At 62.0% G+C, this 25,323-nt stretch carries 26 protein-coding genes; 18 read left to right on the forward strand and 8 right to left on the reverse strand.

Annotated elements, in window-relative coordinates; translation table 11 throughout:
• Positions 1–176 precede the first annotated feature (176 nt).
• The 3 genes from DT068_RS22810 to DT068_RS22815 all read left to right on the forward strand — a co-directional run bounded on the left by DT068_RS22810 (position 177) and on the right by DT068_RS22815 (position 1,453).
• Entirely contained in the window at positions 177–593 is a 417-nt protein-coding gene (locus DT068_RS22810; RefSeq protein ID WP_119392203.1) for a hypothetical protein, read from the forward strand.
• A gap of 130 nt (positions 594–723) precedes the next feature.
• Positions 724–960, forward strand: a complete 237-nt coding sequence (locus tag DT068_RS28155) for a hypothetical protein (RefSeq protein WP_162914395.1) — start codon at positions 724–726, stop codon at positions 958–960.
• Between the two features lie 13 nt (positions 961–973).
• A complete protein-coding gene (locus tag DT068_RS22815; RefSeq protein ID WP_119392204.1) occupies positions 974–1,453 on the forward strand; it encodes a hypothetical protein in 480 nt (159 codons plus the stop codon).
• A 195-nt stretch (positions 1,454–1,648) separates the two neighbouring features.
• Here DT068_RS22815 and DT068_RS22820 read toward each other — a convergent pair whose 3' ends face one another.
• Positions 1,649–2,821 (reverse strand): CDP-alcohol phosphatidyltransferase family protein, encoded by a 1,173-nt coding sequence (locus tag DT068_RS22820; protein WP_119392205.1) that lies wholly within the window; start codon positions 2,819–2,821, stop codon positions 1,649–1,651.
• 88 nt (positions 2,822–2,909) lie between these two features.
• On the opposite strand from DT068_RS22820, the gene DT068_RS22825 reads away from it, so the two are divergent.
• The 4 genes from DT068_RS22825 to DT068_RS22835 all read left to right on the forward strand — a co-directional run bounded on the left by DT068_RS22825 (position 2,910) and on the right by DT068_RS22835 (position 6,426).
• A complete protein-coding gene (locus DT068_RS22825) occupies positions 2,910–3,938 on the forward strand; it encodes a mitochondrial fission ELM1 family protein (protein WP_162914396.1) in 1,029 nt (342 codons plus the stop codon).
• Between the two features lie 88 nt (positions 3,939–4,026).
• Complete coding sequence (locus DT068_RS22830) at positions 4,027–4,422, forward strand: SxtJ family membrane protein (RefSeq protein ID WP_119392207.1); 396 nt, start codon at positions 4,027–4,029, stop codon at positions 4,420–4,422.
• A gap of 18 nt (positions 4,423–4,440) precedes the next feature.
• On the forward strand, positions 4,441–4,590 hold the full coding sequence (locus tag DT068_RS28160) for a DUF5989 family protein (RefSeq protein WP_162914397.1): 150 nt from the start codon (positions 4,441–4,443) through the stop codon (positions 4,588–4,590).
• A 3-nt stretch (positions 4,591–4,593) separates the two neighbouring features.
• The gene (locus DT068_RS22835) at positions 4,594–6,426 is read left to right on the forward strand and encodes a carbamoyltransferase family protein (RefSeq protein ID WP_119392208.1); all 1,833 of its coding nucleotides are present in this window, start codon (positions 4,594–4,596) and stop codon (positions 6,424–6,426) included.
• Here the strand turns inward: DT068_RS22835 and DT068_RS22840 are convergent.
• Positions 6,423–7,538: an SGNH/GDSL hydrolase family protein gene (locus DT068_RS22840; RefSeq protein WP_162914398.1), complete on the reverse strand. Its 1,116-nt coding sequence runs from the start codon at positions 7,536–7,538 to the stop codon at positions 6,423–6,425. The two genes, DT068_RS22835 and DT068_RS22840, sit on opposite strands and share 4 nt — an antisense overlap.
• A gap of 160 nt (positions 7,539–7,698) precedes the next feature.
• Here DT068_RS22840 and DT068_RS22845 point away from each other — a divergent pair, with 160 nt between their 5' ends.
• Complete coding sequence (locus tag DT068_RS22845; RefSeq protein WP_119392275.1) at positions 7,699–8,682, forward strand: ELM1/GtrOC1 family putative glycosyltransferase; 984 nt, start codon at positions 7,699–7,701, stop codon at positions 8,680–8,682.
• Positions 8,679–9,572, forward strand: a complete 894-nt coding sequence (locus DT068_RS22850) for a glycosyltransferase family 2 protein (protein ID WP_162914399.1) — start codon at positions 8,679–8,681, stop codon at positions 9,570–9,572. The genes DT068_RS22845 and DT068_RS22850 overlap by 4 nt, the downstream gene beginning before the upstream one ends.
• Positions 9,573–9,714: 142 nt before the next feature.
• Here the strand turns inward: DT068_RS22850 and DT068_RS22855 are convergent, their stop codons facing one another.
• Complete coding sequence (locus DT068_RS22855) at positions 9,715–10,728, reverse strand: glycosyltransferase (protein WP_119392211.1); 1,014 nt, start codon at positions 10,726–10,728, stop codon at positions 9,715–9,717.
• A 191-nt stretch (positions 10,729–10,919) separates the two neighbouring features.
• Between DT068_RS22855 and DT068_RS22860 the strand changes: the two genes are divergently transcribed.
• The 3 genes from DT068_RS22860 (at position 10,920) to DT068_RS22870 (ending at position 13,602) form a co-directional block, all read left to right on the forward strand.
• Complete coding sequence (locus tag DT068_RS22860; protein WP_119392212.1) at positions 10,920–12,182, forward strand: glycerate kinase type-2 family protein; 1,263 nt, start codon at positions 10,920–10,922, stop codon at positions 12,180–12,182.
• Positions 12,183–12,236: 54 nt separating this feature from the next.
• Positions 12,237–12,674, forward strand: coding sequence for a hypothetical protein (locus tag DT068_RS22865; protein ID WP_119392213.1), 438 nt, complete (start codon positions 12,237–12,239; stop codon positions 12,672–12,674).
• A gap of 259 nt (positions 12,675–12,933) precedes the next feature.
• Positions 12,934–13,602: a D-Ala-D-Ala carboxypeptidase family metallohydrolase gene (locus DT068_RS22870; protein WP_119392214.1), complete on the forward strand. Its 669-nt coding sequence runs from the start codon at positions 12,934–12,936 to the stop codon at positions 13,600–13,602.
• Between the two features lie 29 nt (positions 13,603–13,631).
• Here DT068_RS22870 and DT068_RS22875 read toward each other — a convergent pair whose 3' ends face one another.
• The 5 genes from DT068_RS22875 to DT068_RS22895 form a co-directional block, all read right to left on the reverse strand.
• Positions 13,632–14,018, reverse strand: a complete 387-nt coding sequence (locus tag DT068_RS22875) for a hypothetical protein (RefSeq protein ID WP_119392215.1) — start codon at positions 14,016–14,018, stop codon at positions 13,632–13,634.
• 89 nt (positions 14,019–14,107) lie between these two features.
• Complete coding sequence (gene aceB / locus DT068_RS22880; RefSeq protein ID WP_119392216.1) at positions 14,108–15,700, reverse strand: malate synthase A; 1,593 nt, start codon at positions 15,698–15,700, stop codon at positions 14,108–14,110.
• A 6-nt stretch (positions 15,701–15,706) separates the two neighbouring features.
• Complete coding sequence (gene glcF / locus DT068_RS22885) at positions 15,707–17,008, reverse strand: glycolate oxidase subunit GlcF (protein ID WP_119392217.1); 1,302 nt, start codon at positions 17,006–17,008, stop codon at positions 15,707–15,709.
• A 212-nt stretch (positions 17,009–17,220) separates the two neighbouring features.
• On the reverse strand, positions 17,221–18,399 hold the full coding sequence (gene glcE / locus DT068_RS22890; RefSeq protein ID WP_119392218.1) for a glycolate oxidase subunit GlcE: 1,179 nt from the start codon (positions 18,397–18,399) through the stop codon (positions 17,221–17,223).
• 5 nt (positions 18,400–18,404) lie between these two features.
• Positions 18,405–19,895 carry an FAD-linked oxidase C-terminal domain-containing protein gene (locus tag DT068_RS22895; RefSeq protein WP_368905047.1) on the reverse strand — a complete coding sequence of 497 codons (1,491 nt, stop codon included), beginning with the start codon at positions 19,893–19,895 and terminating at the stop codon, positions 18,405–18,407.
• 117 nt (positions 19,896–20,012) lie between these two features.
• Here DT068_RS22895 and DT068_RS22900 point away from each other — a divergent pair, with 117 nt between their 5' ends.
• The 6 genes from DT068_RS22900 to DT068_RS22930 all read left to right on the forward strand — a co-directional run bounded on the left by DT068_RS22900 (position 20,013) and on the right by DT068_RS22930 (position 25,177).
• On the forward strand, positions 20,013–20,777 hold the full coding sequence (locus DT068_RS22900; protein WP_119392277.1) for a (Fe-S)-binding protein: 765 nt from the start codon (positions 20,013–20,015) through the stop codon (positions 20,775–20,777).
• Positions 20,778–21,075: 298 nt separating this feature from the next.
• Positions 21,076–22,494 (forward strand): LutB/LldF family L-lactate oxidation iron-sulfur protein, encoded by a 1,419-nt coding sequence (locus DT068_RS22910; protein ID WP_119392220.1) that lies wholly within the window; start codon positions 21,076–21,078, stop codon positions 22,492–22,494.
• Positions 22,487–23,164, forward strand: a complete 678-nt coding sequence (locus DT068_RS22915; protein WP_119392221.1) for a LutC/YkgG family protein — start codon at positions 22,487–22,489, stop codon at positions 23,162–23,164. The genes DT068_RS22910 and DT068_RS22915 overlap by 8 nt, the downstream gene beginning before the upstream one ends.
• On the forward strand, positions 23,164–23,727 hold the full coding sequence (locus DT068_RS22920; protein ID WP_119392222.1) for a putative glycolipid-binding domain-containing protein: 564 nt from the start codon (positions 23,164–23,166) through the stop codon (positions 23,725–23,727). Before DT068_RS22915 ends, DT068_RS22920 begins: the two co-directional genes overlap by 1 nt.
• Before the next feature lie 2 nt (positions 23,728–23,729).
• A complete protein-coding gene (locus tag DT068_RS22925; protein ID WP_119392223.1) occupies positions 23,730–24,335 on the forward strand; it encodes a hypothetical protein in 606 nt (201 codons plus the stop codon).
• Positions 24,332–25,177: a fumarylacetoacetate hydrolase family protein gene (locus DT068_RS22930; RefSeq protein WP_119392224.1), complete on the forward strand. Its 846-nt coding sequence runs from the start codon at positions 24,332–24,334 to the stop codon at positions 25,175–25,177. The genes DT068_RS22925 and DT068_RS22930 overlap by 4 nt, the downstream gene beginning before the upstream one ends.
• Positions 25,178–25,323: the final 146 nt, after the last annotated feature.

Below are 25,323 nucleotides of genomic sequence, written 5' to 3' on the forward strand. Positions count from 1 at the left end.
TTCAGGGTTCGGCAAAACCTATTCCATGCACCATCTTGAGTCGAGAGGCCGAATGGAATTACAGTGGCATTGCGAAATTGCGGTGATGTGGTGGACTGCACCCCTTGAATGAGACACGGTAATTTCGGTTACAGGTATCAACTCCACCGAATTTTCGAATTTCTCGGACCTAGTTAATGACTTGTGATCTTAAGCGACTGCTTGCCGCCGCCGCAGGTGCGCTTCTGTTGGCAAGCTGCGGAACTCATGTTCCGGAGTCAGAGTTTCCAGGCATTTACGTACTAAAGGAAGCGAATGCCCAGGAGACGATCAAGGTGATTGCAGGGGGAACGTACAATCATCGGGTGGAAAGAGATGGTGTTCTGATTCTAGATGAGTTTGGATATTGGGATAAAGATTACTATGAGGGGGCTCCTGGCATCACATTCAAGTCGTTTCAGGTTAACTTGCGGGCCAATCGTAAACCCAAAGGCTATTGGTTCGTGGTGCCCGAGAGGTCATGGAGGGGAAGCGTCCTGCTGTGCGTGGAAGATAACCTGTGCTTTGAGAAGAAAACGGACGGCGGAGGCGGCCAGACTGTACAAGAACAGTAATCGCCTGACAGGAAATTACGGTGACAGGAATTACTGAATTACGGTGACAGTGCATTCAATTGCCTACTTGTCTCATTTGTAAAACGCAGGCTCCAATTAAATGCACTGTCACCGAAATGCACCAGATTGGGTGCAGGCGAAGCTTGTTCACGAGGCTCTGCATATTGCGCAAGCGACAAAAATGGGAAAAGAAGATTATCTTGCGCAGCACAGCGTTGAGCGCTTCGATGCATTCTTAGCAGGCACTGATGTTTATGACTATGGGTCACAAGGTTATCCCGATAGTATCAGCTTTGAGAACTTGACTCTCGAAGCCCAAGGACAAGTTGTCGAGGATCGTTGGAATGCCGGCATGAGATATAGATAGAATTGGATTGAGTATGAAAAGATACAGACACTTTTTGGCTGTTCTGCTTATCTTGATTGTGACCTCTGGTCATTCGATGGCGTCTTCGTTGGAGGCAGCTAATGAGCTATGGCATGCCGGGAAGCCATTTGAAGCTGCCAAGGAGGTTTATCCACTTGCCATTCGTTCGAATGCGATAGCGCAATTGAGATTTGCCTTTTACGTATTGATTGCGACGAAAATGAAATCGTTTCCTGAGCAGGCCGATTGGGAAACCAAATCCCACGATTGGCTTCTTGAGCTTGCGCAGAGTCAAAAAAATCCAGAGATTGCGGCAGCTACAGCTGAAGTTCTGAGTAGCGCTGTTGGTAGCGGTGGACTCAAGTTTGCAAAGAGTGAAAAGATAGCTCAATGCTGGTTTGCGGTGAAGAGTTGTTGGGAAGATGTTATGGTTTCGCAGAAGGGCTCTGCGAGGTGCGTTGCGTTGGCAAGGCAAGCGCTAGTCTGTGAATGATTTTCTCTGTTTAGCAAGGTCATTTCGTGAATTCGGTGACGGTGTCGGACCGCATGTCCGAGAACAGTATTCACCTGACAGTTGCCGCTCATGAAAGCGGCCTAGACGGCCGCCTATGCTTGAATTTCGGTGATGTGCATCCGGGCGTAGCGCCGGTTTCTTTTAATCTGAGTTTCCCCGCGCCGGCCACACTGCTCAAGCCAGGAACGACTGGATCGGTCCGCCGTGGGTTCTGCGCAGCAGCGCCTGACAAAAACGGAAGGCGTGATAGACGAGGCTGGCAATGCTCCATAGCGCGACGGCAATGAAGCCGAGATCGGGCCGTCCGACCAGAAGACCGGCAGCCAGGATCGTGATGTTGACATTCCGGCGGGTCGTAACGAGCCGGAAGGCGAAATCCATCGGCTTCCAGATGTGGATGTTGAAGCGGAAGGTCTTGACGAACAGGGCCTCGACGCCCCGCACGAGCCAGTAATTCGCCATGATGATCCAGAAAGCGGGCCAACCCCAAGTCTGGAACCCGTCCGTGCTCGCATGGCTGGTGCCCAAGAGCCCCGCAAACCACGCCGCCCACCAGAAGGGCGGGGAAATCAGGTCAATGCCGTGATCGAACAGATGGCCGGCCCGCGTCGCCGTGAGCGTGACCCGCGCAAGCTTGCCGTCCACGGTATCGAGAAAGGCCATCATGAAGGCCGATGCGACGCCCCACCAGAACGCGCCGATCCAGAAGCAATAGAAGGTGGCGACGACGCATATGAGGCTGAGCATCGTGATCACATTCGGCGTGACGCCGTATCTTGCCAAAGCACGGACGACGATCAGAGCCGGCTCGGGCCACAGATACTTTGTGATGAAGTCCGTTGCCCCCTTGTAGGAAGATTGAAACAGAGAGCGCTCGATCCGGTCGCGCGCTTCCTCGGTAACCTTCGCCGCCACCGGAGCGCCGCGCTTGCGCAACTCGCCTTCGAAGCTGCCGCATATCCGGGCCGGGGTTGCCGTGCGAATGTCCTTGAGCGAAGCCGGCAGCTCCGCCGGCTGCCCGTCCAACAGGGCGGCGGCATCCCGCAAGCTTTCCGCCGGGACATAGGCCGCAATATAGACGGGCTGTCCCCCGTTTTCGTCTTTCAACAGCAGGGCATCTCCGGAGATCAGCGCCTGGAGAATGCGTTTCTCGATGACCCAGTCGTCACGAACCACGAGCGCATGGCCGCCGGCACAGGCCTCATCCAGTCCGTCATGGAAGACAAAGGTGCCTCCACCGGCGAGACTGCGCCGCAACCGTTCGCGTTGCGACATCGAGAAGACGGCGACGTTGGTCTCACCGACCAGGAAGACGTCAAGAATGGGTTTGACTAGCGGTCCGTGCATTGGCAATTTCCAGAAATTCACAGTTTTGTTAACAAACGGTAATAATACTGTAAACCGATAAAACTATGGCGATTTGAGGAATATTATCTTGCGTGCCGTAACGCCGCTGGTCTGGGTTTTGCAAGGTCTCAAGGCGGGCGATAATGCCCAGGCGCGCGAACTCGCCGCGCGGCTTCCCGCGCGTACCGAATTGAAGACCTTGCGCTACAACTGGCTGTGCCGCCTGCCCAATTATATGCTCGGCGAAGGGCTTGCTTCCGTCAGCCGGGGGATGGAGAGCCTTTCCGAGCCCTGGCCCGACCTCGTCATCGGAATAGGGCGCCGCAGCGTTCCCGTGGCGCGCTGGATCAGGCGGCAGAGCGGGGGCCAGACACGTCTCGTTCACATGGGCAGACCGAGAGCCCGCACGGACATCTTCGACCTCGTCGTGACCACGCCGCAATACGGGCTGCCTCCGGCGCCCAATGTCATCGAGCTTGCTCTGCCGCTCGTATCGGAGACGCCGCTGCCCGACTCCGAGCTGGACTTCTGGCGCAAGGAATTCGCCGATCTGCCAAGGCCGCTCATTGCCGTGCTGGTCGGGGGGCCTTCACGGCCCTATCGGATGCAGACCGGCGATATGTCCGATCTCATCGAGGCTGCAGAGGAGCTTCGAAAAAAGCTAGGCGGTTCTCTCATCGTCGTGGGCTCACCCCGGACGCCGAAGGATGCCTTTGAAGACAGGGCCCAGGCATTCGGAGTCAAATGCCGGCTCTTTGGCTGGGCCGCCGGCAAGCTTAATCCCTATCGCGCCGTCCTGCGGCTCGCCGACCGATTTGTCGTGACCTCCGACAGTGTCTCGATGCTGGCCGAGGCGCTCAGGACGGACAAGCCGGTTGATGTCTATCGCCTGCCCACGCGGAAATCAGTGTATCTGCCCCTGGGCAACCGGCCGCTTGCCGGGCTTGTCCGGCGGGGTCTTGTGGCAACCCGCCGCGATGTCCCTTCCTTCGTGTCAAAGCTGATCGCCGAAAGGCATGTCGGCGTGCTGGGGGAGGGCGACTTTGCCCGCCAACCCATTCCGCGCCAGGAAGACCGTGTGGTGGAGCTTGTACGGGCACTGCTGCCGCAGCGCTGAGGGGCCTGAACCTTACGGCTCTCAACTCCCCGGTTGCACCCTCGCGGATGCCCGTGCTACGGCAAGTCCGGTTTTCAGCAATATCTTCATGCACGAAGCGCCGAGACAGAACGACACTCCAAAGCTTGGGTCCAACCGATCCTTCGGGCTGGTCTTTGCCGGCGTTTTCGCGGTCATTACGGCCTATATCTTCATCCGGCATGACCGGTTCAGCATTCCGGCGGCGGCGGTCTCCGCCGTCTTCCTCGTCTGCGCCCTTCTGGTTCCGCAGATTCTGACACCGCTGAACAAGCTGTGGTTCCGCTTCGGGCTGTTGCTGCACAAGATCGTTTCGCCGGTCATCCTGGGAATGATCTTTTTCGTGATCCTGACGCCGGCCGGCTTCCTGTTGCGGCGCTTCTCCAGGAAGGACGAAGCCGCGGCGCAATGGATCGACCGGGCGGCCGACGACGTCAAGGCCGGATCCTTCCGCAATCAATTCTGAACCAAGAGAGTTTCGCTCGTGGATTTCCTCACTGAATTCTTCCAATTCCTGAAAGCGCGGCGCAAGTTCTGGCTCGCTCCGATATTGCTGCTGGTCCTCCTGTTCGGCGGACTCATCGTCCTGTCGCAAGGAACGGCGCTGGCGCCGTTCATCTACACGCTTTTCTGAAACATGCGTATCATAGGCGTCTCCGCCTATTACCATGACAGCGCCGCCGCCCTCATCGAGGACGGCGTCGTCAGAAGTGCGGCACAGGAAGAGCGTTTCACCCGCAAGAAGCACGATGCGGCATTTCCGCAGAACGCACTGCGCTACTGCCTGGCGCAAGCCGGGATAGCGCTGCGCGATGTCGATCACGTCGTGTTCTATGAAAAGCCGTTCGTCAAATTCGAGCGCCTGATCGAAACCTATGTGCGCAACGCGCCCAAGGGATTTGCGTCCTTTCGCATGGCGCTGCCCTTGTGGGTGAAAGAGAAGCTGTTCCAGAGACGCCTGCTCACCGAAGAGCTGCGCAAGATCGATGATGCCTTCGAAGCGTCGCGGCTGCTGTTTTCCGAGCATCATCTGAGCCACGCGGCAAGCGCCTTCTATCCCTCGCCGTTCGAGGATGCCGTCGTGCTGACGCTCGATGGCGTGGGTGAATGGGCGACCACGACGGTGGGCATCGGGCAGGGCCGCTCGCTCAGGATCGAGAAGGAAATCCACTTCCCGCATTCGCTCGGGCTGCTCTATTCGGCCTTCACCTATTATCTGGGGTTCAAGGTCAATTCCGGCGAATATAAAGTCATGGGGCTGGCGCCCTATGGCGAGCCCCGATTCAAGGCGCTCATCCTGGACAAGCTGCTGCGCCTCAATGAAGACGGTTCATTCGCGCTGGACCAGGACTATTTCAACTATTCCACCGGTCTCACGATGACGAATGACCGCTTCGCGGAGCTGTTCGGCGAAAAGCTGCGCAGCCCGGAGAAGGATCTGCTGACCCAGTTCCACATGGATGTCGCGGCATCGGTCCAGGCCGTCACCGAGGAAGTGGTGCTCAGGCTGACGCGCCATCTGGCGCGCGTCCATGGCTCGAAGAATCTGTGCCTGGCCGGAGGCGTCGCGCTCAATTGCGTGGCGAACGGGCATGTATTGCGCGACGGCAAGTTCGAGAATGTCTGGATCCAGCCGGCCGCGGGCGATGCCGGGGGCGCGGTAGGGGCGGCGCTTGCCGCCTATCACCTCGAATTCGAGAAGCCGCGCAACGTGGCCAGGCGCGACGGCATGAAGGGCGCCTATCTGGGTCCGGAATACTCAGCCGACGAGATCCGCTCCGCATTGACCGATGCCGGAGCGGTCTTCGAGGAGGTCAGCGACAGCGTGCTGATCGACACGGCCGCCACGGCGCTTGCGGAAGGCAAGGCGCTTGGTTGGTTCCATGGCCGCATGGAATTCGGGCCGCGCTCGCTCGGCGCCCGCTCCATCCTCGGCGATGCGCGCTCGCCGACCATGCAGAAGCTCCTGAATCTCAAAGTGAAGTATCGCGAGAGCTTCCGGCCCTTCGCGCCGGCCGTGCTGCGCGAAGATGTCTCGCAGTGGTTCGATCTCGATTGCGACAGCCCCTATATGCTCCTGGTGGCGCCGGTGGCGGCAGAGCGCCGCCGGGAAATGTCACCGGAGGAACAGAAGCTCTTCGGCATCGACAAGCTCAATGTGCAGAGGTCGTCCATCCCGGCCGTCACGCATGTCGATTATTCCGCCCGCGTCCAGACGGTCCATGAGGACACCAATCCGCGCTTCCATGCGCTCATATCGGCGTTCAAGGACAAGACCGCCTGTCCGGTGCTCGTCAATACGAGCTTCAATGTGAGGGGCGAGCCCATCGTATGCACGCCCGCCGATGCCTATCGCTGCTTCATGGGCACCGAGATCGAAATGCTGGTCTGCGGCAATTTCGTGCTGCACAAGGCGAACCAGCCGAAGAACCTGCAGAAGGATTATTCCGCGCAGTTCGAGCTCGACTAATCTACACCCGTCAGGCGATCCACCAGTCTCCTGGTCCCGAGAGCCGAGAGGTGGTTGTGATCGACGAAAAGCGAGAGGACGGCGAACTGCGTCTTCTGCCGGTCCTCTTCCTCGCGCGCCAGGCTGCCGATATCCTCCCAGCGATAGCCCGCCGCTTCGACTAGGCCCTTGAGCTCGGCCCGTTCCGCCTCGCGCTTGGGATAGGTGCTGCCGAAGAAGCCTTCAATGCGGGTGAGCTCCGGGGCAACCATGTAGATATAGGGTGAGAAGACGACCGTCACCTTGCCGATCTTCTCGCGCTCGGCATAGGCCTTGATCCATGCCATGGCGTCCTTCGGCGTGCCATAGGGGCGGGCCGGCTTCATGTCGTTCTCGCAATAGACATAGATCAGCTCGTCGATCCTGCCCTTGTAGCGGCGCGCGGCATCCTCGAGGCGGCAGACGATCGCCTCGGCATCGATGCCGGCGACGCCCAGATTGACATAGCGGCGCGTGCTGTCGCGCGCCTGCATCTGGGACGCGATCGTGTCCGCATCGTCGATCATGGCGCCATAGGCGACGGAATCGCCCGCCACCAGCACGATGCGCTCGGCGGCGACATCGGGAACCGTCAGGCGTTCGCCTTCGGCGTTGGACGACATGATGATATGCGGTCCGCCATAGCGCTCGAAAAACGCCGCCAGGCGCGGATCGAGCTTCTTGCCCGCATCATAGAAGGCGGTGAGCGACTCGAAGGGATTGAACGCCGACGAGCGCAGGAAGAAAGCCTCCTTGCGCAGATTGGGCTTGATCGAAGGACAGCCGTTCACCGTGGTGTTGATGGCGGCATCGCTGGTGCGGACGTCAAAGGGCGAATTGCCGATGCCGACGCCGTCCTGCTTGAGGAGCGGAATGAGATCGGTCAGCTCGTTGGGATCGGAGAAATAGGGCCGGTATGCGGCGGCAGTGTCGCTCTTCGCATTGCCGGTGAGTCCCGCCAGGGCGCTGAGCTGGTAGAGCATGCTCAAATGCGGCTTGCGCCATTTCGAAATGGAATAGAAGCCTTCGAAGGCCATGATCGGCAGCAGGACGAACAACAAGATCGCCAGGACGGAAAAAATCACCTTTTTCAAAGGTCACTCCCATTGGTGCGCAGAACAGGATCCGGCGCCGGACCGTGTTCAGGAAAAGTTTGGCTATCCCATGGTGAACATGCGAAATAAGCCGCCAAGGCATGTGTCTGAAACGCCATGCGGTTGAGGTCAATAGCTATTGCAGTGTGATTCGCTTCATATGCCGGTCTGGATCGTGTCGACGGCGAAGACCGGTCATCTCAATCAGTGCCGCGCTCTGGCGGCGGAGCTCGGAAAAGACCCGGCCAGGATCATCGCCATTCCGGGACCGTCGGGCGCCGATGGATTTGCGCGCCGGCTCATCGGCCGTCTGCTGGATCCCGTCCGCACCGGGCTGGCGCTCCTCAGCCACCCCTTGCCGAAGGACACGCTGGTGATCGCGAGCGGCCGCGCCAGCGAAGGCGTTTGCGTGGTCTGGCGGATGCTCCTCGGGCGCCGGTTCTTTGTGGTCTATGTGGGCGTTCCGAAGACGGATTCAGCGCTCGCGGATGTCCTGGTGCATGGCGATCACAGGATCTCAGGCCTCGACAAGCCGGGCATACATGTTCCCACCCGGGGCGCCATGGTCACCGAGCCGGCGCGTTCCCACACCGCGTCTGAACCGGGCAAGGTCAGGAACATTCTTGTCCTGATCGGGGGCAAGAACCTTACCTATGACTATGACGGGCCGAAATTCCGGGGATTCATCAACCAGCTGGCAAAGCTTGCCGAAGACAAGACACTTGCGTTGCGACTGGCTGTTTCGCGGCGTACGCAGCCTGCCACCTATGACCTGATCAGCTCGGTGCTCAAAGGAAGCGGCATTGCCATCATCGAGCTTGCCGACCGGGAGGGGTTCGCCGCAGCACGCCGGACCGCCGATACCTTCATCGTCTGCCCGGACTCGATCACCATGATTTCCGAATGCTGTGCCGAAGCCGTGCCAACCTTCATTCCCGACATCGACGTCAAAAGACCGTCCACCGAAAATCTGCGTTTCGTCGCCAAGGTGCTGGCTGAAAGGCATGCCCTGTCCTTCACCGCTCCGCTTCCGCTGGCGCAAACCGTCAGGATCGAGAACCAGGCGCGGCGCGCCGCCGCCGCCGTGCGCGACCACATCAAGGCATGGCGCAGCACGCCGGTCGGAAGCGAGCGCGTGACATGAGCGCCGCCATCGCGATCGTGATGCCGGTCTATAACCGCGAGGCTTCGGTTGACGGGGCGATCAGGAGCGTGCTCGCCCAGAGCTTCGGCGATTTCGAGTTCCTGATCGTCGACGACGGATCGACGGACCGAACCGAGGCCGTCATTGCCGAATTCGCCGACAAGCGCATCCGCTATCTGAGACAGCCGAAAAACCAGGGCGGCAATGCCGCACGCAATCGCGGCGTGCGCGAGGCCGGGAGCCCGATCGTCTGCTTCATCGACAGCGACGATCAGTTCCTGCCGCACAAGCTCGATTTCGTGGTCGATTATTTCGGGCGGAATCCCGATGTCGATGTCCTGATCGACAGTTTCGAGCTCGTCTATCCGCCGGAGAAGAACAAGGCCAAGGTCCTGCGCAGGAACCCGGTGCTGCAGAGCAGCGCCGATGTCGAGCGGGCTATCTTCAGCCGCACGATCTTCAAGGCCACGCCGGCGGTGAGCGCGCGGCGGAGCGCGCTGATCGCGGCCGGGCTGTTCGACGAGACGCTCAAGCGCCGGCAGGATATGGACATGGTGCTGCGCCTCGCCAGGACGGCGCGCTGCGCCACGACCGACCAGGTCCTATGGGTCAAGCACTGGAGCCCCGAGTCCATTTCGGCCAAGCAGCACACCTTCATGGATGCGATGCTCGAAATGTGCCGGCGGCATCCCGACTATCTCGTGCGGCCGGAATACCGGATCGGCCTGGCGCGCGACCTCGCCCGCCACTTCGTGCGGCTGTTCGCCAAGGGGCAGTTCACGACCGCGGTCCGCGACGGGCGGCGCTTCATCGGTCTGCATGGCGGCCTGGCCTTCATGAAGCTGGTCATGCTGGGAACCGGCGAAATGCTGCGCCGTGCCATGAAATGACCGCCCGGCGGTCCAATAGAGCGCCGGACGTTCTAATCGAATCGCCTCGGCGCTCTATCTCTTTGATTTGCGCATCGGATTATCCGAAAACCGCTTCGCATGGCCGGGTCAAGCCCGGCCACAAGCTTTTCGGTCCGATGCTCTATCCCGCTATTGCGGGGCGATTGCCGGGTGTCTCGGGCAGGGGGCCATAGGAGCGGGTGAGGGAGCTCCAGATCTCGCCGACGAGCATTGTCGTGAAGAAGGCGAAGGAAATCACCATCGCGAACGGACGCTGCCATACGGGCAGACCCACTTCGCTTCCCTTGGTCCAGATGCGCCGCCATGAGCGGCTGAGCTTGCTGAGCCAGAAATAGAAGGAATAGCCGAAACGGCCGATCCGCGACTTCGTTACGGTGTGATAGGCCTGGAAATCGCGGTCGAGCCCGGTGGTCCAGGCGCGCCAGGCGAGGAACGCGCCGCCCGGATGCGGCGCATGGATGGTCATGGCCTCGGCGGTGCGCACCCATTTGATGCCGCGCTTTTCGATGTCGCGCAGCCAGAAGCCGCACTGCTTCTTGAAGGCGCCCTCGAGCTCGGGGAATGGATTCTGGCGGAAGAATTCGGTGCGGAAGGCGCAGTTATTGGCGTGGATCTTGTGGCGCTTGACGGTCTCGGCGCGCTCGCTCGGCAGATTGAATATCCATGACAGCGCCATGGTCCTGGACAGGAGATCCTCATGGCCCAGCACGGTGAAGCCGCCGACCGCCATGACGTCCTTGTCGGCGAAGGGCTTGAGCAGGCCTTCGAGCCAGCCGGGCTGCGGGCCGGCATCGCTGTCGAGCATGACGACGAGCGGCGTCCTGGTGCGGGCGACGCCGTGGTTCTTGAGCTTGTAATAAGTGAGGCCAGGGGTGGCGACCAGCTCGACATCGGCGAGGTCCTTGAGGCGCGGGGCAACCTGGTCGATCACGCCCCGGATCGTCTCTTCCTTCACCGCGCCCTCGTCATAGAGATACATGACCCGCGGTTTCGCCGACATGCGATTGTGGTTGCGCTCGAGCTCCGACTGGAACGACGACATGGCGCGCTTGGCCCAATGGTCCTCGACATCGATGGCATTTTCCCATTCGATCACAATCGTGATGGGCGGAAACATGGTGTCTTTCTCAGTCATGAATGATCTCCTGCCGATGGACCAGACCCGCTGTCGGCCATGCGGCCGCGCTGGAATAATGATGAACTCTGGCCAGCGTTGATTTGGCGCTAGGTCTAGAGCAATTCCCCCACCGGTTCAATCATGCCAATTGCAACCAATCTGGTCGCTTGCGTTCGAGAAAACAGGGCCTTACAAGCGCCCAGCCCCTCATGCCCAAGGACATTTTCCTCATCACCCGTCCTTTCCTTCGCGCGCTCTTCTCGGCCGCCATTGCCGCCGCCGATCCGGCCTTGCGGGTTCCCCCCTTCCTTCCGGAAAGGCCGCGCGGGCGCACCATCGTGGTGGGGGCCGGCAAGGCCAGTGCCGCCATGGCGCTGGCGGTCGAAGAGCATTGGAAGGGCGATCTTTCGGGCCTCGTCATCACGCGCTACGGCCATGGCGCGCCCTGCAAAAGCATCGAGATCGTCGAAGCCTCGCATCCGGTGCCCGATGCCAATGGCCGGGATGCGGCCTTGCGTATGGGCAAGCTGGTGCAGGGGCTCACCGCGGATGATCTCGTTCTCTGCCTGATCTCGGGCGGAGGATCGGCGCTGCTGGCCGCGCCGGCGCCCGGGCTCACGCTCGAAGACAAGCAGAATGTGAACCGCCAGCTTCTCGCCTGCGGTGCGCCGATCGCGGAAATGAACTGCGTGCGCAAGCACCTCTCGGCGCTCAAGGGCGGCCGGCTCGCGGCGGCGGCGTGTCCGGCGCAGGTCGTCTCGCTCATCATCTCGGATGTCCCGGGCGATGATCCGGCGGTGGTCGCCTCGGGCCCGACTGTTCCCGATCCCTCGACGCGCGGAGAGGCGCTCGCCATCCTGCGCAAATACAGGTTCGACCTGCCGGCGCATGTATGGGCCTTTCTCGGGCGGCCCGAGGCCGAGACACCCAAGCCCGGCGATCCCCGCTTCGCCAGGGTTACGACGCGGATGATCGCTGCTCCCGCCCAATCGCTTGCCGCGGCAGCGAAGCTTGCGAAAGATGCGGGCTACCAGGTGATCGATCTCGGCGACCGTATCGAAGGGGAAGCACGCGAGGTGGCGCGCATTCAAGCCGACCAGGCGCTCGCCACCAAGGGACCCGCCATCATCCTGTCGGGCGGCGAGACGACCGTGACGATCAAGGGCAAAGGCCGCGGCGGGCGCAATGCCGAATTCGCCCTGGCGCTGGCCATAGCGCTCGGCGGCAAAGCCCATATCGCGGCGATCGCCGGCGATACGGACGGCATTGACGGATCGGAAGACAATGCCGGCGCGCTGGTCGCGCCCGATACGCTCGCCCGCGCCCGCGCAAAGGGGCTGGATGCGAAGGCCTATCTTGCCAATAACGACGCCTATAGCTTCTTCGCGGCGCTCGATGACCTCGTCGTCACCGGACCGACCCGCACCAATGTCAATGATTTCCGCGCCATTCTTGTCGAAAAGTTAAGCTGATGCCGCGCCGGACTACGGCTAATAAGCTGCCGGATGTCACACCGTCATCGTTTCATGTGCTGGCCGGCGGGCTTGCTTCTGGCCTGTCTTCCTGTCGCTGAGAGCGCTTTCGCATACGGCCTGGACCAGGAGCCGATCGCCCAGGTCTGGGTCTCTCCAAAGTCCATAGGCACCATCAAGAGCTGCATCGTCAAAGCGCTCGATGACAGCCGGCGCACCTATTCGAAGATATCGCCCAGCGTCAGACATGTGGCCAAGATCGTCGCGCCCAATTCGGTCGACATTCGTCCGGTGAAAGAGCAGGCGCTGGTGGATGTGAACTATCACGTCCGCCTCGAGAAGATTCACGAACAGATAACCCGGATTGCGCTCTACTCATCGGACCCGGGCGCCAAGGAGCAGTCACCCGGTTCCGACCCGAAGAAAAAGCCCTCGATATCCACCGGTCGGGATGTTGCCCAGGCCGTCGCGAGTTGCAGCCCGCCGCGGTGAGATCGCGCGCGACCGCAGCGCTTGACATTGCGGGCCAAATGCCGGGATTGGGAATATCAAGACTGGAATTGCGCCCGCAAATCTGAAGCGGCTTGGCCCGGTCGAGCCAACTATGTTCGGCTGCCGATCTTCATTCCAGTCGCTCCCTTGCGAACAGCACTACCGCCATCCTTGAGATCGCGAGAAGCCTGAAGCTGGGCGAGCGCACTTTGCCCTCCATTAAACACCCTCCATTCAACCCTACAAAGGATCAGCCAAAATGGTTCTCGATCGTCGAATAACTCATCAAATCGTGCAGGCCATGCTACGTGCGAAAACAGGAGAAGCTGCAAATCAGCCGCCGGAACTCGTGCCGACACCTCGTCCCCATCCATTTCGTGATCCGGCAAGGTTCTCCTATACCGGCGAGCTTGCCGACATGGCGAAAGCCAGCGGTGTTCCTGCGTATGATCAGCTTGCCGCCAAAGTTGCGCCCAGCACCTTATCGCGATTGGCCAATCTGCAGACCGCCTATGGCCGGCCGCTACAAGTCAATGCCGCTTACAGTGACCCGAACAAAAAGAGACACAAACCGGACGGTGCGCATCCCAAGGGCAAGGCGTTTGATCTCAATATATATCCGGCAACAGATGCAGAAAGAGCGCGTGCCATCGAACTTGCAACACAAATGGGCTTTGGTGGAACTGGGACCTATCAGGGCCCGGAGGATACAAAGAAGGGGTTCAATGACCCGAGAGTTCACATCGATGTCATGAGATCGCGCACATGGGGGCATGATGGGACTTCTAAGACCACGCCCGCATGGCATCGTGCAGCAGTGGCGCGTGGTCTGGCCGCGGGTGAGCCGGATATGGAAGCGATTGCTGCAGAAGTCGCTAAAGGATACCCGATCTTTGGCCCCTCGCGCAGACGACTCCGGGAACCGTGAGTCCGCAGCAAGCCTTGAGACGCTGCGTTTTACTCTTCGCAGGGCCAGAAAGCGCGGTCCGCGAACAAGATAACCGTAGTCTCGCCGATCTTTGCTTCAGCCAAATTAGCTCCCGCTTCGCCGGTTAGCGTGTAAGACCCGGAATCAGGGTGGAAATCGAAAGTGATGCTGTCCTCGTCCGGCTCGGGATGCGAAAAGACTTCCGTCTTGTCGCCAACGGTGAGCGTCACCTTCGGGGAGCCAAAGGGAATTTCCGACTTATCACCTTCCTCGAGAAACATTGACTTCGTATTGCTCAGGACGATTCTCGCCGGCTTCTCAAATCCGTTCGAACAATAGGGAATATTATCGGGGGAGAGCGCCAGTACGCTCGCTGTGCCATAGACGAAAGCTGCTAAGGTTAAAGCTATCCGCATAACGTTTTTCCTCCCAGGCTTATGCGCTGTTTCGATTATCCACTAGACGAAGTCACCGCCAACTTCCGTCGCGGCGATGTAGGAATGGGTCATACGATCTTCCGGTAAGCCGGCAAGGTCAGGAAAGTCTCAAAATGGGGTGACGTCGACATCTTGCGGAAGATGTCGACCGCCTCGCGGAAGCGGCCTTTTTTGTAGGCCTCGGCCCCCACTTCTCCGGCGACGCGCTCCATTTCCTCCTTGAGGCATTTCTCGAAGAAGGGCTTCGTCACCTTCTGGCCGCCTTCCAGCCTGGCGCCGAATTTGAGCCACTGCCAGATCTGCGAGCGCGAGATCTCGGCGGTCGCGGCATCCTCCATCAGATTGTAGATCGGCACGGCGCCGCGGCCCCTGAGCCAGGCCTCGATATATTGCACGCCGACGCGGATATTCTCGCGGAAGCCCGCTTCGGTCTTTGTGCCTTCATGGACCTGGAGCAGGTCCTTCTGCCCGACATTGACGTCCTCGCGCTTGGCATAGAGCTGGTTCTGGGTCGGCATCAGGGCATCGAAGATCTCGCGCGCCACGGGCACGAGGTCGGGGTGCGCCACCCAGGTGCCGTCATGGCCGTTCTTGGCCTCGCGCTCCTTGTCGGCGCGCACCTTGTCGAAGGCCAGCCGATTGGCTTCCTCATCCTTGCGGTTGGGAATCTGCGCCGCCATGCCGCCCATGGCGAAGGCGCGGCGCTTGTGACAGGTCTGGATGAGAAGGGCCGAATAATTGGCGAGGAAGGCCTTCGACATCACCACCTGGGCGCGATCGGGCAGCACGAAGCGCTTGTTGCTGGCGAAGGTCTTGATGAAGGAGAAGATATAGTCCCAGCGGCCGCAATTGAGGCCGACAATGTGGTCGCGCAATTCGAACAGAATCTCGTCCATCTCGAAAGCGGCCGGCAAGGTCTCGATGAGGACGGTCGCCTTGATGGTGCCGAGGGGAAGCGACAGCTCGCTCTGCGCCTGGATGAAGACATCGTTCCACAGACGCGCCTCGCGATGGCCCTCCATCTTGGGCAAATAGAAATAGGGGCCCGATCTGGCGGCAAGGGCGGCCTTGGCATTGTGGAAAAAATAGAGGCCGAAATCGAACAGGGCGCCCGATACGGGGGCGCCGTCGACCTGCATATGCTCCTCGAGGAGGTGCCAGCCGCGCGGGCGCACCAGCAATACAGCCGGCTTCTTGCCGAGCCTGTAGGCCTTGCCGCTGGCCGGATCGGTGAAATCGAGCTGGCTCGACCAGCGGTCCATCAGGTTGATCTGGCCCTGGATCATGTTGTCCCAGGTGGGGGAGTTCGAATCCTCGAAATCGGTCATGAAGACCTTGGCGCCGGAATTGAGCGCGTTGATCACCATCTTGCGGTCGGTCGGACCGGTGATCTCGACCCGCCGGTCCTGGAGGTCGGCCGGGATCGGCGCCACCGTCCATTTGCCTTCGCGCACGGAGCGGGTCTCGGGCAGGAAATCAGGCAGGGCGCCGTCATCGAAGAGCTTCTGGCGGTCGGCCCGCGCCTTGATCAGCGCCCGGCGGCGATCCTCGAAGCTGCGGTGCAGCCGTGCAATGAAGCCCATGGCTTCGGGGGTGAGCACACGGTCAAAACCTGCCTTGCCCTTTTCGGTGACGGTCACACCCTTCGGGAATTTCGCCATTAATATCTATCCCTTAGCTGATTCTCTTAAGACCCTGGGTTCATAGCCCCCATAGGCCCAGTCAAGCAACTCCACCGTATGGAGGATGGGAATGCGGGTTCCCTGGCCGATCTGGGTGATGCAGCCGATATTGCCGGTGGCAATGATGTCGGGCGCAACCGAGGCGATATTGGCGACCTTGCGGTCGCGCAATTTCGTCGCGATCTCGGGCTGCAGGATATTGTAGGTGCCGGCCGAGCCGCAGCAGAGATGGCCTTCCGGAATATCGGCAACGTCGAAGCCCGCTTGCTGGAGCAGGCGGCGCGGCTCCGCCTTGATCTTCTGGCCATGCTGCATGGAGCAGGCCGAATGATAGGCGACGCGCAGCGGCCTTGGCGGCGAAGCCTCGGGAAGGCCGATCTCGCTCAGGAACTCGGTGACGTCGCGCGTCATGGCCGAGATTGCCGCGGCCTTGCCGGCATAGGCCGGATCGAGCCTCAGCATATGGCCATAGTCCTTGACGGTGGTGCCGCAGCCCGACGCGGTGATGATGACGCGCTCGACCCCGGCCTTCGTCCAGGCATCGACCATCCGCCTGGCGCGGGTGAGCGCATCGGCCTCCTTGCCCATGTGATGGGTCAGCGAGCCGCAGCAGGCCTCGCCCTTCGTCACCACGACCTCGATGCCGTTGCGATTCATGAGACGGATGGCGGCCGCATTGATGGCGGGATCGAGGACGCTCTGGACGCAGCCCCGCAACAGCGCCACCCGCATGCGCGTCTCACCGTCCGCCGGATAGGTGCCGGCCTGGCCGATCACCTCGGGCGGCGGCGTTTCCCTGGGCGTCAGCGCGAACAGGGCCGAAAGACGCTTGTCGCCCAGCTTTTCGATGAACGGCATAAGCGGCCGCACAAGCGATGACAGGATCAAGGCGGTCTTGAACAGGCCCGGGCGCGGCATCAGGAAAGCGAGGAAGCCGCGCAGCAGGCGCTCGGCGAGCGGGCGCCTGTAGGTCTTCTCGACATGGACGCGGGCGTCGTCGATCAGATGCATATAGTGGACGCCCGAGGGGCAGGTCGTCATGCAGGAGAGGCAGGACAGGCAGCGGTCGATATGCTTCACGGTCGCGCGCGTCGCCGCCTCGCCGCGCTCCAGCATGTTCTTGATGAGATAGATGCGGCCGCGCGGGCTGTCTAGCTCATCGCCGAGCAGCACATAAGTGGGGCAGGTGGCGGTGCAGAAGCCGCAATGCACGCATTTGCGCAGGATCTGGTTGGCCGTGGCGATATGCGGGTCCTGCAGCTGCTCCGGGGTGAAGTTCGTCTGCATCGCTATGGGGCTTCCGCGTTGCGTTCCCCTCCCCCTTGCGGGGAGGGGTTAGGGGTGGGGGGCCTTTGGTCCCGCATACATGATTGGCTTTCGACCTGCTTGTTCGATCGTGGAGGTGACAAGTGATTGTGCACCACCCAAACCCCCACCCCTAACCCCTCCCCGCAGGGGGGAGGGGAAACAGGCGACGCGCTTGATCTGCCCCACATGTTTCAATTCTCCACTTGCATGCGGCCGGGGTTGAAGATGCCTGTCGGATCGAAGGCCGCCTTGACGCGCCGCGCCAGCGCCGCCAGCGCCGGCGGCTGCGGCTGCATGACCTGGACGGAGGTGCGTATCGCATCGGCGGCGCGGATGAGCGTCGCGTGACCGCTCGGCAAAGCTGCCCGGATGATTTTGGCCGAGGCATCCTGGCTCGGCGGCATGTCGAGCCAGATGAGGCCGCCGGCCCAGTCATAGAACCAGCGCATATCCAGCTGCTGCGCCAGGCTCGCCGTCACGCGCGCGGCCCCGGCCGGCGGCACCGACAGGCGCCAGACGATCCGCTCGCTGCTGTCGGTAAGCGGATGGACATCGCGCAGCGCCGCCCATGTCTTGCGCGAGTCGGCGGCGTCGAGCAGATGATGTCGCGTGCCGGCGGCAACGAGCTTCACGAGCTTGTCGCGGCGATAGGCGATGGACGGCTGAATGCCTTCGAGACGCAGGAAAGTCCGGGCGACTTCGCCGGCAAGACCGCGCGGCAGGTGGGCGGCACCCGAAACCTCGCAAGGCGACTGCATGGCGAGGCTCATGGCGGCGATGGCGGCCTCATCATCCAGGCCCTCGAGGACGAGCGTCTCCTCGCTTTCCGCCCTGGGCAGCGCCTTGAAGGTAACCGAGGTCAGCGCCGCCAGCGTGCCATAGGAGCCCGCCATCAGCTTGGCGAGATCATAGCCGGTCACGTTCTTCACCACCCGGCCGCCCGCCTTGAAGGCTTCGCCGCGGCCCGAGACGCCCGCCACACCCAATATGTGGTCGCGGACGGCGCCCGCCTTGAGGCGGCGCGGCCCCGACAGGTTGCAGGCGAGCATGCCGCCCAGCGTACCCCTGTGCCCGGTGCCGAGGAGCTTCGAGAGGTCCGGCGGCTCGAAGGCGAATTCCTGGCCGCTCGCATCCAGAAGAGACTGAATGTCGGCCAGCAGGGCGCCGGCGCCCGCGGTGATGACGAGTTCCTCCGGCTCATAGAGGGAAACTTCGGAGAATTGGGAAAGATCGATCGTCTCGACGGTCGAGATCGGCCGGCCGAGGCCCGTCTTGGTGCCGGTGCCGGTGATCTCGAGCGGCGTCTTCCGGCTGAGCGCCTGCTGCACCATGGCGACGAGATCGGCCTCGCTGCGAGGTTGGAGCGCCATGACGCTCAGAACCTCGGCAGATCGGGGCGCGGCAACTGCCCGCCTTTCACCACCATGCGGCCGAGCTCGGCGCAGCGATGGAGGACCGGGAAGACCTTGCCGGGATTGAGCAGGCCCTTGTCGTCGAAGGCGCATTTGAGGCGCTGCTGCTGGTTGAGATCGGTTTCCGAAAACATCTCGGGCATCAGATCGCGTTTCTCGATGCCGACACCATGCTCACCGGTAAGGACGCCACCGACCTTCACGCAGAGCTTCAGGATATCGGCGCCGAATTTCTCGGCGCGGTCGAGCTCGTCGGCGTCATTGGCATCGAAGAGGATGAGCGGGTGCAGGTTGCCGTCGCCGGCATGGAAGACATTGGCGACACGCAAGCCATGGTGGCGCGACAATTCCGCCATGCCCTGCAGAACCTCCGGCAGCCTGCCGCGCGGAATGGTGCCGTCCATGCAGAGATAATCGGGTGAGATGCGCCCGACCGCCGGAAAAGCCGCCTTGCGCCCGGCCCAGAAGACGAGACGCTCTTCCTCCGATTGCGACACGCGGCAGGAATTTGCCTGGTTGGCGTTCGAGATGGCGACGACACGCTCGATCAGATGGTCGACCTCGACCTGGGGACCATCGAGCTCGATGATGAGGAGGGCCTCCGCTTCGAGCGGATAGCCGGCGTTCACGAATTCCTCCGCCGCATGGATGGCGGGCCGGTCCATCATCTCCATGCCGCCCGGAATGATGCCGGCCGAGATGATGTCGGCGACGCATTTGCCGGCATCTTCGTTGGAAGGAAAGCCGACCAGCACGGCGCGCGCCGTCTCCGGCTTCTGCAGGATGCGGACGGTGACCTCGGTGACGACGCCGAGCAGGCCTTCCGAGCCCGTCATGACGCCCAGAAGATCATAGCCCTCGCTGTCGAGATGCTTGCCGCCGAGCCGCAGGACTTCACCAGTGACGAGGACCATTTCGATGCCCAGCACATTATTGGCGGTGAGGCCGTATTTCAGGCAGTGCACGCCGCCCGAATTCTCCGCGACATTGCCGCCAATGGTGCAGGCGATCTGCGAGGAGGGGTCGGGAGCATAGTAAAAGCCTTTGTGCTGGACCGCCTGGGTGAGGGCGAGATTGGTGACGCCGGGCTGGGCGACGACGCAGCGATTGGCATAGTCGATCTCGAGGATGCGGTTGAACTTGCCGAGGCCGAGCAGCACGCCATCGGCGAGCGGCAGGGCGCCACCCGAGAGCGAGGTTCCAGCACCCCGCGGCACCACCTTGATGCCGTTCTGATGACAGTATTTGAGGATGTCGCTCACCTGTGCGGTGGTTTCGGGCAACGCCACGACCAGCGGCATCTGGCGATAGGCCGTCAGCCCGTCCGTTTCATAGGCGCGCATCTCGACCGGGGTCTCGATGACGCCTTCTCCGGGCACGAATTGACGCAACGCCTCGGCGATCTCGCGGCGGCGGGCGAGCGTGGCCTTGTCGGGGAGAGGCATCGCAACCATGGTGCCATCTTAGTCCCATACTGCGGCCTAATGCTCAATCGATTTGTCATATAAGTGCTTGCAGGGCAGGGTTGCCCCGCGCCATAAACAGGCCCGGAAACAACAGGGATGCGCCTGATGGAGCTGACCCGGCCGCGCGTCGGCCTTTTCGTGACCTGCCTCGTCGATCTGTTCCGCCCATCGGTCGGCTTCGCCACCGTGAAGCTCCTGGAAGAGGCGGGGTGCATCGTCGAGGTGCCGGAGAACCAGACCTGCTGCGGGCAGCCGGCCTTCAATTCGGGCGACCGCAAGGACACGGCCGACATCGCGCGTGCCGTCATCAGGACCTTCTCGGCCTTCGACTATGTGGTGGCGCCGTCCGGCTCCTGCGCCGGCATGATCAAGGCCCATTATCCCGAGCTCTTCGCGGCCGGAAGCGCCGATCGCGCCGCCGCCGATGCGCTGGCGGAGAAGACCTATGAGCTCGTATCCTTCCTGGTCCGGGTGATGAAGCAGGAGAAGGTCGCGGCGCGCTTCCAGGGCACCGTCACCTATCATGATTCCTGCTCAGGCTTGCGCGAGCTCGGCGTCAAGGCGGAGCCGCGCAAATTGCTGCGCACCGTCGAGGGGCTGGAGATCGTCGAGCTCGAGGATGCCGAAGTGTGCTGCGGCTTCGGCGGCACGTTCTGCGTGAAATATCCCGATATCTCGAATGTCATGGTGGCCAAGAAGACCAAGAAGATCGCCGCCACCAAGGCCGACCTGCTGCTCGCCGGCGACATGGGATGCCTCATGAACATGGCGGGCAAGCTCAAGCGCGAGGGATCGGCGCTCAAGGTGCGCCATGTCGCCGAGATCCTCGCCGGCGACACCACGACGCCCCCGATCGCGGAGGCGGAGTGATGGAGCAGCATCTCGTGCGCATCGATTTGACGGATGAACTGCAGGCAGCGCAACCTATTACCCTCACCCTGCGAAGCGGGGAGAGGGTAGGGGCCCGCCGCGCAGCGGTGGGAAGGGTGAGGGGCCTCTATCCTGAAAATGCGTTCTATCAAGTGATGGCGTTTGTCCCTGTTCAGCAATGCTCTTGGCTGGCCTCGAACAGAGTCGGCAAGAGGCCCCTCACCCTCCCATTGCTGCGCAATGGGTCCCTCCCTCTCCCCGCTGAAGCGGGGCGAGGGTATTTTGCGGAGGCGGAATGATGGAGCAGCAATCCGCCACGTTCCCCGCCAATGTGAAAAAGGCGATCGCCGACAGCCAGCTGCAATGGGCGATGACGGAGACGGGCCCCCGCTTCATCGAGAAGCGCGCCAAGGCCAGAGCCAATCTCCCCGAATTCGACACGCTGCGCGACCAGGCGCGTGACATCAAGGACCATGTGCTGGCCCATCTCGATCTCTATCTCGAGCGCTATGAGGAGAAGGTCGCAAGCTCGGGCGGGCAGGTGCACTGGGCGGAAACCGCCGAAGAGGCCCGCGCTGCCATCCTCGGAATCTGCAAGCGCCTCGACGCCAGGCTCGCCACCAAGGGCAAGTCGATGATCTCCGAGGAGATCGGCCTCAATCACGCGCTGGAGGAGGCCGGCGTGACGCCGGTCGAGACCGATCTCGGCGAATATCTGATCCAGCTGCGGGGCGAGCCGCCAAGCCATATCATTGCCCCCGCCGTCCATCTCACGCGCGACCAGATCGAGGCCGATTTCCGCAAGGCGCACACCCATCTCGATCCCAATCGCGACCTCACCGAGATCCCGACTTTGGTCGAGGAAGCGCGCCAGGTGCTGCGGCAGAAATATCTCGATGCCGATGTCGGCATCACCGGCGCCAATTTCCTCATCGCCGAGACCGGCACCTCGATCATCGTCACCAATGAAGGCAATGGCGACCTGACCCAGACATTGCCCAAGGCCCATATCGTCATCGCCTCGATCGAGAAGATCGTGCCGACGCTCGAGGATGCGACGACGATCCTGCGCGTGCTGGCGCGCTCGGCGACGGGCCAGGACTTCTCCAACTACACGACCTTCTCCACCGGACCGAGGCGGCCGGAAGATCCCGATGGTCCTCTCGAATATCATGTCGTCATTCTCGACAATGGCCGCTCCAATGTGCTCGGCACCGAGTTCCAGGACATGCTGCGCTGCATACGCTGCGGCGCCTGCCTCAATCACTGTCCGGTCTATCAGGCGGTGGGCGGCCATGCCTATGGCTGGGTCTATCCGGGGCCGATCGGCTCGGTGGTGACGCCGGCGCTCATCGGCATCGAGAAGGCGAAGCACCTGCCCAATGCCTCGACCTTCTGCGGGCGCTGCGAGGAAGTGTGCCCGATGCGCATTCCGCTGCCGCGGCTGTTGCGGCACTGGCGCGAGAAGGAATTTGAGAAGCATCTGACGCCGGGCGCGGTGCGCTCGGGCTTAAGCGTGTGGGCCTATTTCGCCAAGCGCCCGAAGCTCTATCAGTTCGGCACAGGGATCGCGGCGCGGCTCCTCAAATTGATGGGCGGGCGCAAGGGCAGGCTTTCCAGCTTGCCCCTGGCGCAAGGCTGGACCAAATATCGCGACATGCCGGTGCCCGAGGGCAAGACCTTCCAGGCCCTGTGGAAGGAGCGCCGTCATGGATAGTGCGCGCGCCCGCATCTTCTCGCGCATCAAGCGCAGCGCGGCCCAGGTCGATGAGGCCCGGCGCATCGCCGCGGTCGAAGCGCGGCTGAACAATCCGCAGCGCAATATCGTGCCCGAGCGGGGCGTCGGCGATGAGGCGCATCGCATCCAGGTCTTCACGCGCCTGATGACGGATGTCGGCGGAACCGTCGAGGTACTTGACGATGCCAATGATGTTCCCGCCGCGGTTGCCGCCTATCTGCGCAACACCAACCGACCGGCGCAGATCCGGCGCGGCAAGGACGAGCTCCTGGCCAACCTGCCCTGGCACCGGGCGCAGACGCTCGAGGTGAAGGAGGGGCGGGCGGCGGATGCCGACACCGCCTCGCTGACCCACGCCTTCGCAGGCGTCGCCGAAAGCGGAACGATCGTCCAGCTCTCAGGCCCGGACAATCCGACGACGCTCAATTTCCTGCCCGAGGCCCATATCGTCTTCCTCGAAGCCAAAGACCTGCATGCAAGCTATGAAGAGACCTGGTCGCGGCTGAGAGCAATCCACGGGCCGGGACAGATGCCGCGCACCGTCAATATGATCTCCGGACCGTCGCGCACCGCCGATATCGAGCAGACGATCGTGCGCCCGGCACATGGGCCCAAGGACATGCATGTGATCATCGTCCGGAGCAAGTGATGTGGAAGGACGTCAAGGAAGTCACGGCGCGCTGGAAGCCCGAGGAAGGCGACGGTCTCGAGCATCTCGTCCTGCGGGCGACAGACAAAGGCTATCAGGTCCGCAGCCATGTCATCGGCGAGAATGAAGGCCAGCGCCATGCCGTCTCCTATGAGATCGCGCTCGACAAGGGCTGGCGCGTCCTTTCCTTTGCCGTTTCCTCGGTCGATGGGCGCAGCCGCGCCTATCGCTCGCCCGCTCCGGGGCGATGGGAGGATGGTGATGGCAGATCCTTGCCCGTCTTCGATGGCTGCATCGATATCGATCTCTCCTTCACCTGCTTCACCAACAGCCTGCCGGTACGGCGTGTGAATTTCGCCAGGGGCGAAGCGCGCGAGCTCTCGATGCTGTGGATGCCGTCCGACACGCTCGATCCCTTTGTCGACGGCCAGCGCTATACCTGCCTCGAACCCGGCCGGCGCTTCCACTATGCGGCGACCGATGGGGCTTTCGAGGCCACGATCACTTTCGACGAGTTCGGGCTCGTGACCGATTATCCGGGCCTCTTCCGGCGCGTGGCCTGACCATGCCCTTGCAGAACCGGGTCAATCCCTATGGCGAGATCGTCGCCAGCAAGGCGCGCGGCACGATGATGGGCAATCGCGGCGGCAAATTCCACCGCGACGACCAGACGCTCGGCAAAAGGCGCTGGGCGAGCCGGCACTGGATCTGCTGCGACCTCTATTGGAAGGGCGTCCACCATGAGCCGATGGGCAAGGGCTATACGTCGCTGTTCTTCCTCGATGAAGTGACGGCGCTTTCCGCCGGCCACCGGCCCTGCTTCTATTGCCGGCGCAAGGAGGCGCAGTCCTTCCTGGCGCTGGCCTCGCCGCCTTTGATGGCGGATGCGGCCGACCTCATCGTCGACAGGGAGCGGCGCGGACCAAAGCCCGAGGTGAAGGTCGCCGGCCTGCCGGACGGGGCCATGATCGATGCCGGGCAGGGGCCTCTGGCGGTCCTGGGCGACCGCCTGCTCAGCTGGTCCTTCGAGGGATACGAAGCTGCCATCCCGCGCGGGTCAGTCATGAGCGCTAAGCTTTTGACACCGGCGCTCTATGTCGGCATTCTCGCGCGCGGTTTCAGGCCGCGCTGGCACAAATCGGCTCAATCTTTGGGGAAGGGCAATCAATGAAGCTGTTGCGTTATGGGGCAAAGGGCAAGGAAAAGCCGGGCCTTCTCGACAAGGAGGGGCGTATCCGCGACCTCTCGGGCGTCATCGCCGACATCAATGGCGACACGATCGCGCCGAAGAGCCTGGCGCGCCTCGGCAAGATCAAGCCGGAATCGCTGCCTTTGGTGCGCGGCACTCCGCGCATCGGTGCCTGCGTGGCCAATTCGCAGAAATTCATCGCCATCGGCCTCAATTATTCCGACCATGCGGCGGAGTCCAATCTGCCGGTGCCGCCGGAGCCGGTCGTCTTCACCAAGCAGGTGAGCTGCATCTCGGGTCCCAATGACGACGTCACCATCCCGCCCAAATCGAAGAAGTCGGACTGGGAAGTCGAGCTCGGCGTCATCATCGGCACCCGCGCCAAGAACATCAAGAAGAAGGACGCGCTCGCCCATGTGGCGGGCTATTGCACCGTCAACGACCTCTCCGAGCGCGAATTCCAGGCCGAGCGCGCCGGACAGTGGACCAAGGGCAAGTCCTACGACACGTTCGGGCCGATCGGCCCGTGGCTGGTGACGGCGGACGAGGTCAAGGACCCGCAGAAGCTCAAATTGTGGCTCGAGCTCAATGGCAGGCGGGTGCAGGACGGCACGACCGCCACCATGGTGTTCGGCGTCGCCCATATCGTCGCCTATCTGTCGCAGTTCTTCACACTTCTGCCGGGTGACGTCATCACCACCGGCACGCCGCCCGGCGTCGGCATGGGCATGAAGCCGCAGCGCTTCCTGAAACCCGGCGATGTCATGCGCATCGGCATCGAAGGGCTCGGCATCCAGCAGCAGACGGTGGTCAGGGACAAGTGAGCGGGAGTCTGAGCCTCGCTCGCTTGTAATTTTTTCCGTCATCCCGGCGAAAGCCGGGATCCAATGAATAGAATGAACCAGGCGGCGCTTTTCGCGCTTCACCATTTTAATGGGCCCCGGCTTTCGCCGGGGTGACGGAAGCGGGG

It is taken from the genome of Taklimakanibacter lacteus (genome assembly GCA_003576695.1).
GTDB lineage: Bacteria > Pseudomonadota > Alphaproteobacteria > Rhizobiales > Aestuariivirgaceae > Taklimakanibacter > Taklimakanibacter lacteus.

What these genes read in the sequence shown, in the direction of transcription:
- glcE (WP_119392218.1), bottom strand. Translation starts at nt 18,399, where the DNA reads ATGGCGCTCCAACCTCGCAGCGAGGCCGATCTCGTCGCCATGGTGCAG.
- DT068_RS22810 (WP_119392203.1), top strand. Translation starts at nt 177, where the DNA reads ATGACTTGTGATCTTAAGCGACTGCTTGCCGCCGCCGCAGGTGCGCTT.
- DT068_RS22875 (WP_119392215.1), bottom strand. Translation starts at nt 14,018, where the DNA reads ATGCGGATAGCTTTAACCTTAGCAGCTTTCGTCTATGGCACAGCGAGC.
- DT068_RS22845 (WP_119392275.1), top strand. Translation starts at nt 7,699, where the DNA reads ATGCCGGTCTGGATCGTGTCGACGGCGAAGACCGGTCATCTCAATCAG.
- DT068_RS22820 (WP_119392205.1), bottom strand. Translation starts at nt 2,821, where the DNA reads ATGCACGGACCGCTAGTCAAACCCATTCTTGACGTCTTCCTGGTCGGT.
- DT068_RS22925 (WP_119392223.1), top strand. Translation starts at nt 23,730, where the DNA reads ATGCCCTTGCAGAACCGGGTCAATCCCTATGGCGAGATCGTCGCCAGC.
- glcF (WP_119392217.1), bottom strand. Translation starts at nt 17,008, where the DNA reads ATGCAGACGAACTTCACCCCGGAGCAGCTGCAGGACCCGCATATCGCC.
- DT068_RS22855 (WP_119392211.1), bottom strand. Translation starts at nt 10,728, where the DNA reads ATGACTGAGAAAGACACCATGTTTCCGCCCATCACGATTGTGATCGAA.
- DT068_RS22870 (WP_119392214.1), top strand. Translation starts at nt 12,934, where the DNA reads ATGGTTCTCGATCGTCGAATAACTCATCAAATCGTGCAGGCCATGCTA.
- DT068_RS22850 (WP_162914399.1), top strand. Translation starts at nt 8,679, where the DNA reads ATGAGCGCCGCCATCGCGATCGTGATGCCGGTCTATAACCGCGAGGCT.
- DT068_RS22900 (WP_119392277.1), top strand. Translation starts at nt 20,013, where the DNA reads ATGGAGCTGACCCGGCCGCGCGTCGGCCTTTTCGTGACCTGCCTCGTC.
- DT068_RS22865 (WP_119392213.1), top strand. Translation starts at nt 12,237, where the DNA reads ATGTGCTGGCCGGCGGGCTTGCTTCTGGCCTGTCTTCCTGTCGCTGAG.
- DT068_RS22815 (WP_119392204.1), top strand. Translation starts at nt 974, where the DNA reads ATGAAAAGATACAGACACTTTTTGGCTGTTCTGCTTATCTTGATTGTG.
- DT068_RS22860 (WP_119392212.1), top strand. Translation starts at nt 10,920, where the DNA reads ATGCCCAAGGACATTTTCCTCATCACCCGTCCTTTCCTTCGCGCGCTC.
- DT068_RS22915 (WP_119392221.1), top strand. Translation starts at nt 22,487, where the DNA reads ATGGATAGTGCGCGCGCCCGCATCTTCTCGCGCATCAAGCGCAGCGCG.
- DT068_RS22920 (WP_119392222.1), top strand. Translation starts at nt 23,164, where the DNA reads ATGTGGAAGGACGTCAAGGAAGTCACGGCGCGCTGGAAGCCCGAGGAA.
- DT068_RS22830 (WP_119392207.1), top strand. Translation starts at nt 4,027, where the DNA reads ATGCACGAAGCGCCGAGACAGAACGACACTCCAAAGCTTGGGTCCAAC.
- DT068_RS22930 (WP_119392224.1), top strand. Translation starts at nt 24,332, where the DNA reads ATGAAGCTGTTGCGTTATGGGGCAAAGGGCAAGGAAAAGCCGGGCCTT.
- DT068_RS22835 (WP_119392208.1), top strand. Translation starts at nt 4,594, where the DNA reads ATGCGTATCATAGGCGTCTCCGCCTATTACCATGACAGCGCCGCCGCC.
- DT068_RS22910 (WP_119392220.1), top strand. Translation starts at nt 21,076, where the DNA reads ATGGAGCAGCAATCCGCCACGTTCCCCGCCAATGTGAAAAAGGCGATC.
- DT068_RS22895 (WP_368905047.1), bottom strand. Translation starts at nt 19,895, where the DNA reads ATGGTTGCGATGCCTCTCCCCGACAAGGCCACGCTCGCCCGCCGCCGC.
- aceB (WP_119392216.1), bottom strand. Translation starts at nt 15,700, where the DNA reads ATGGCGAAATTCCCGAAGGGTGTGACCGTCACCGAAAAGGGCAAGGCA.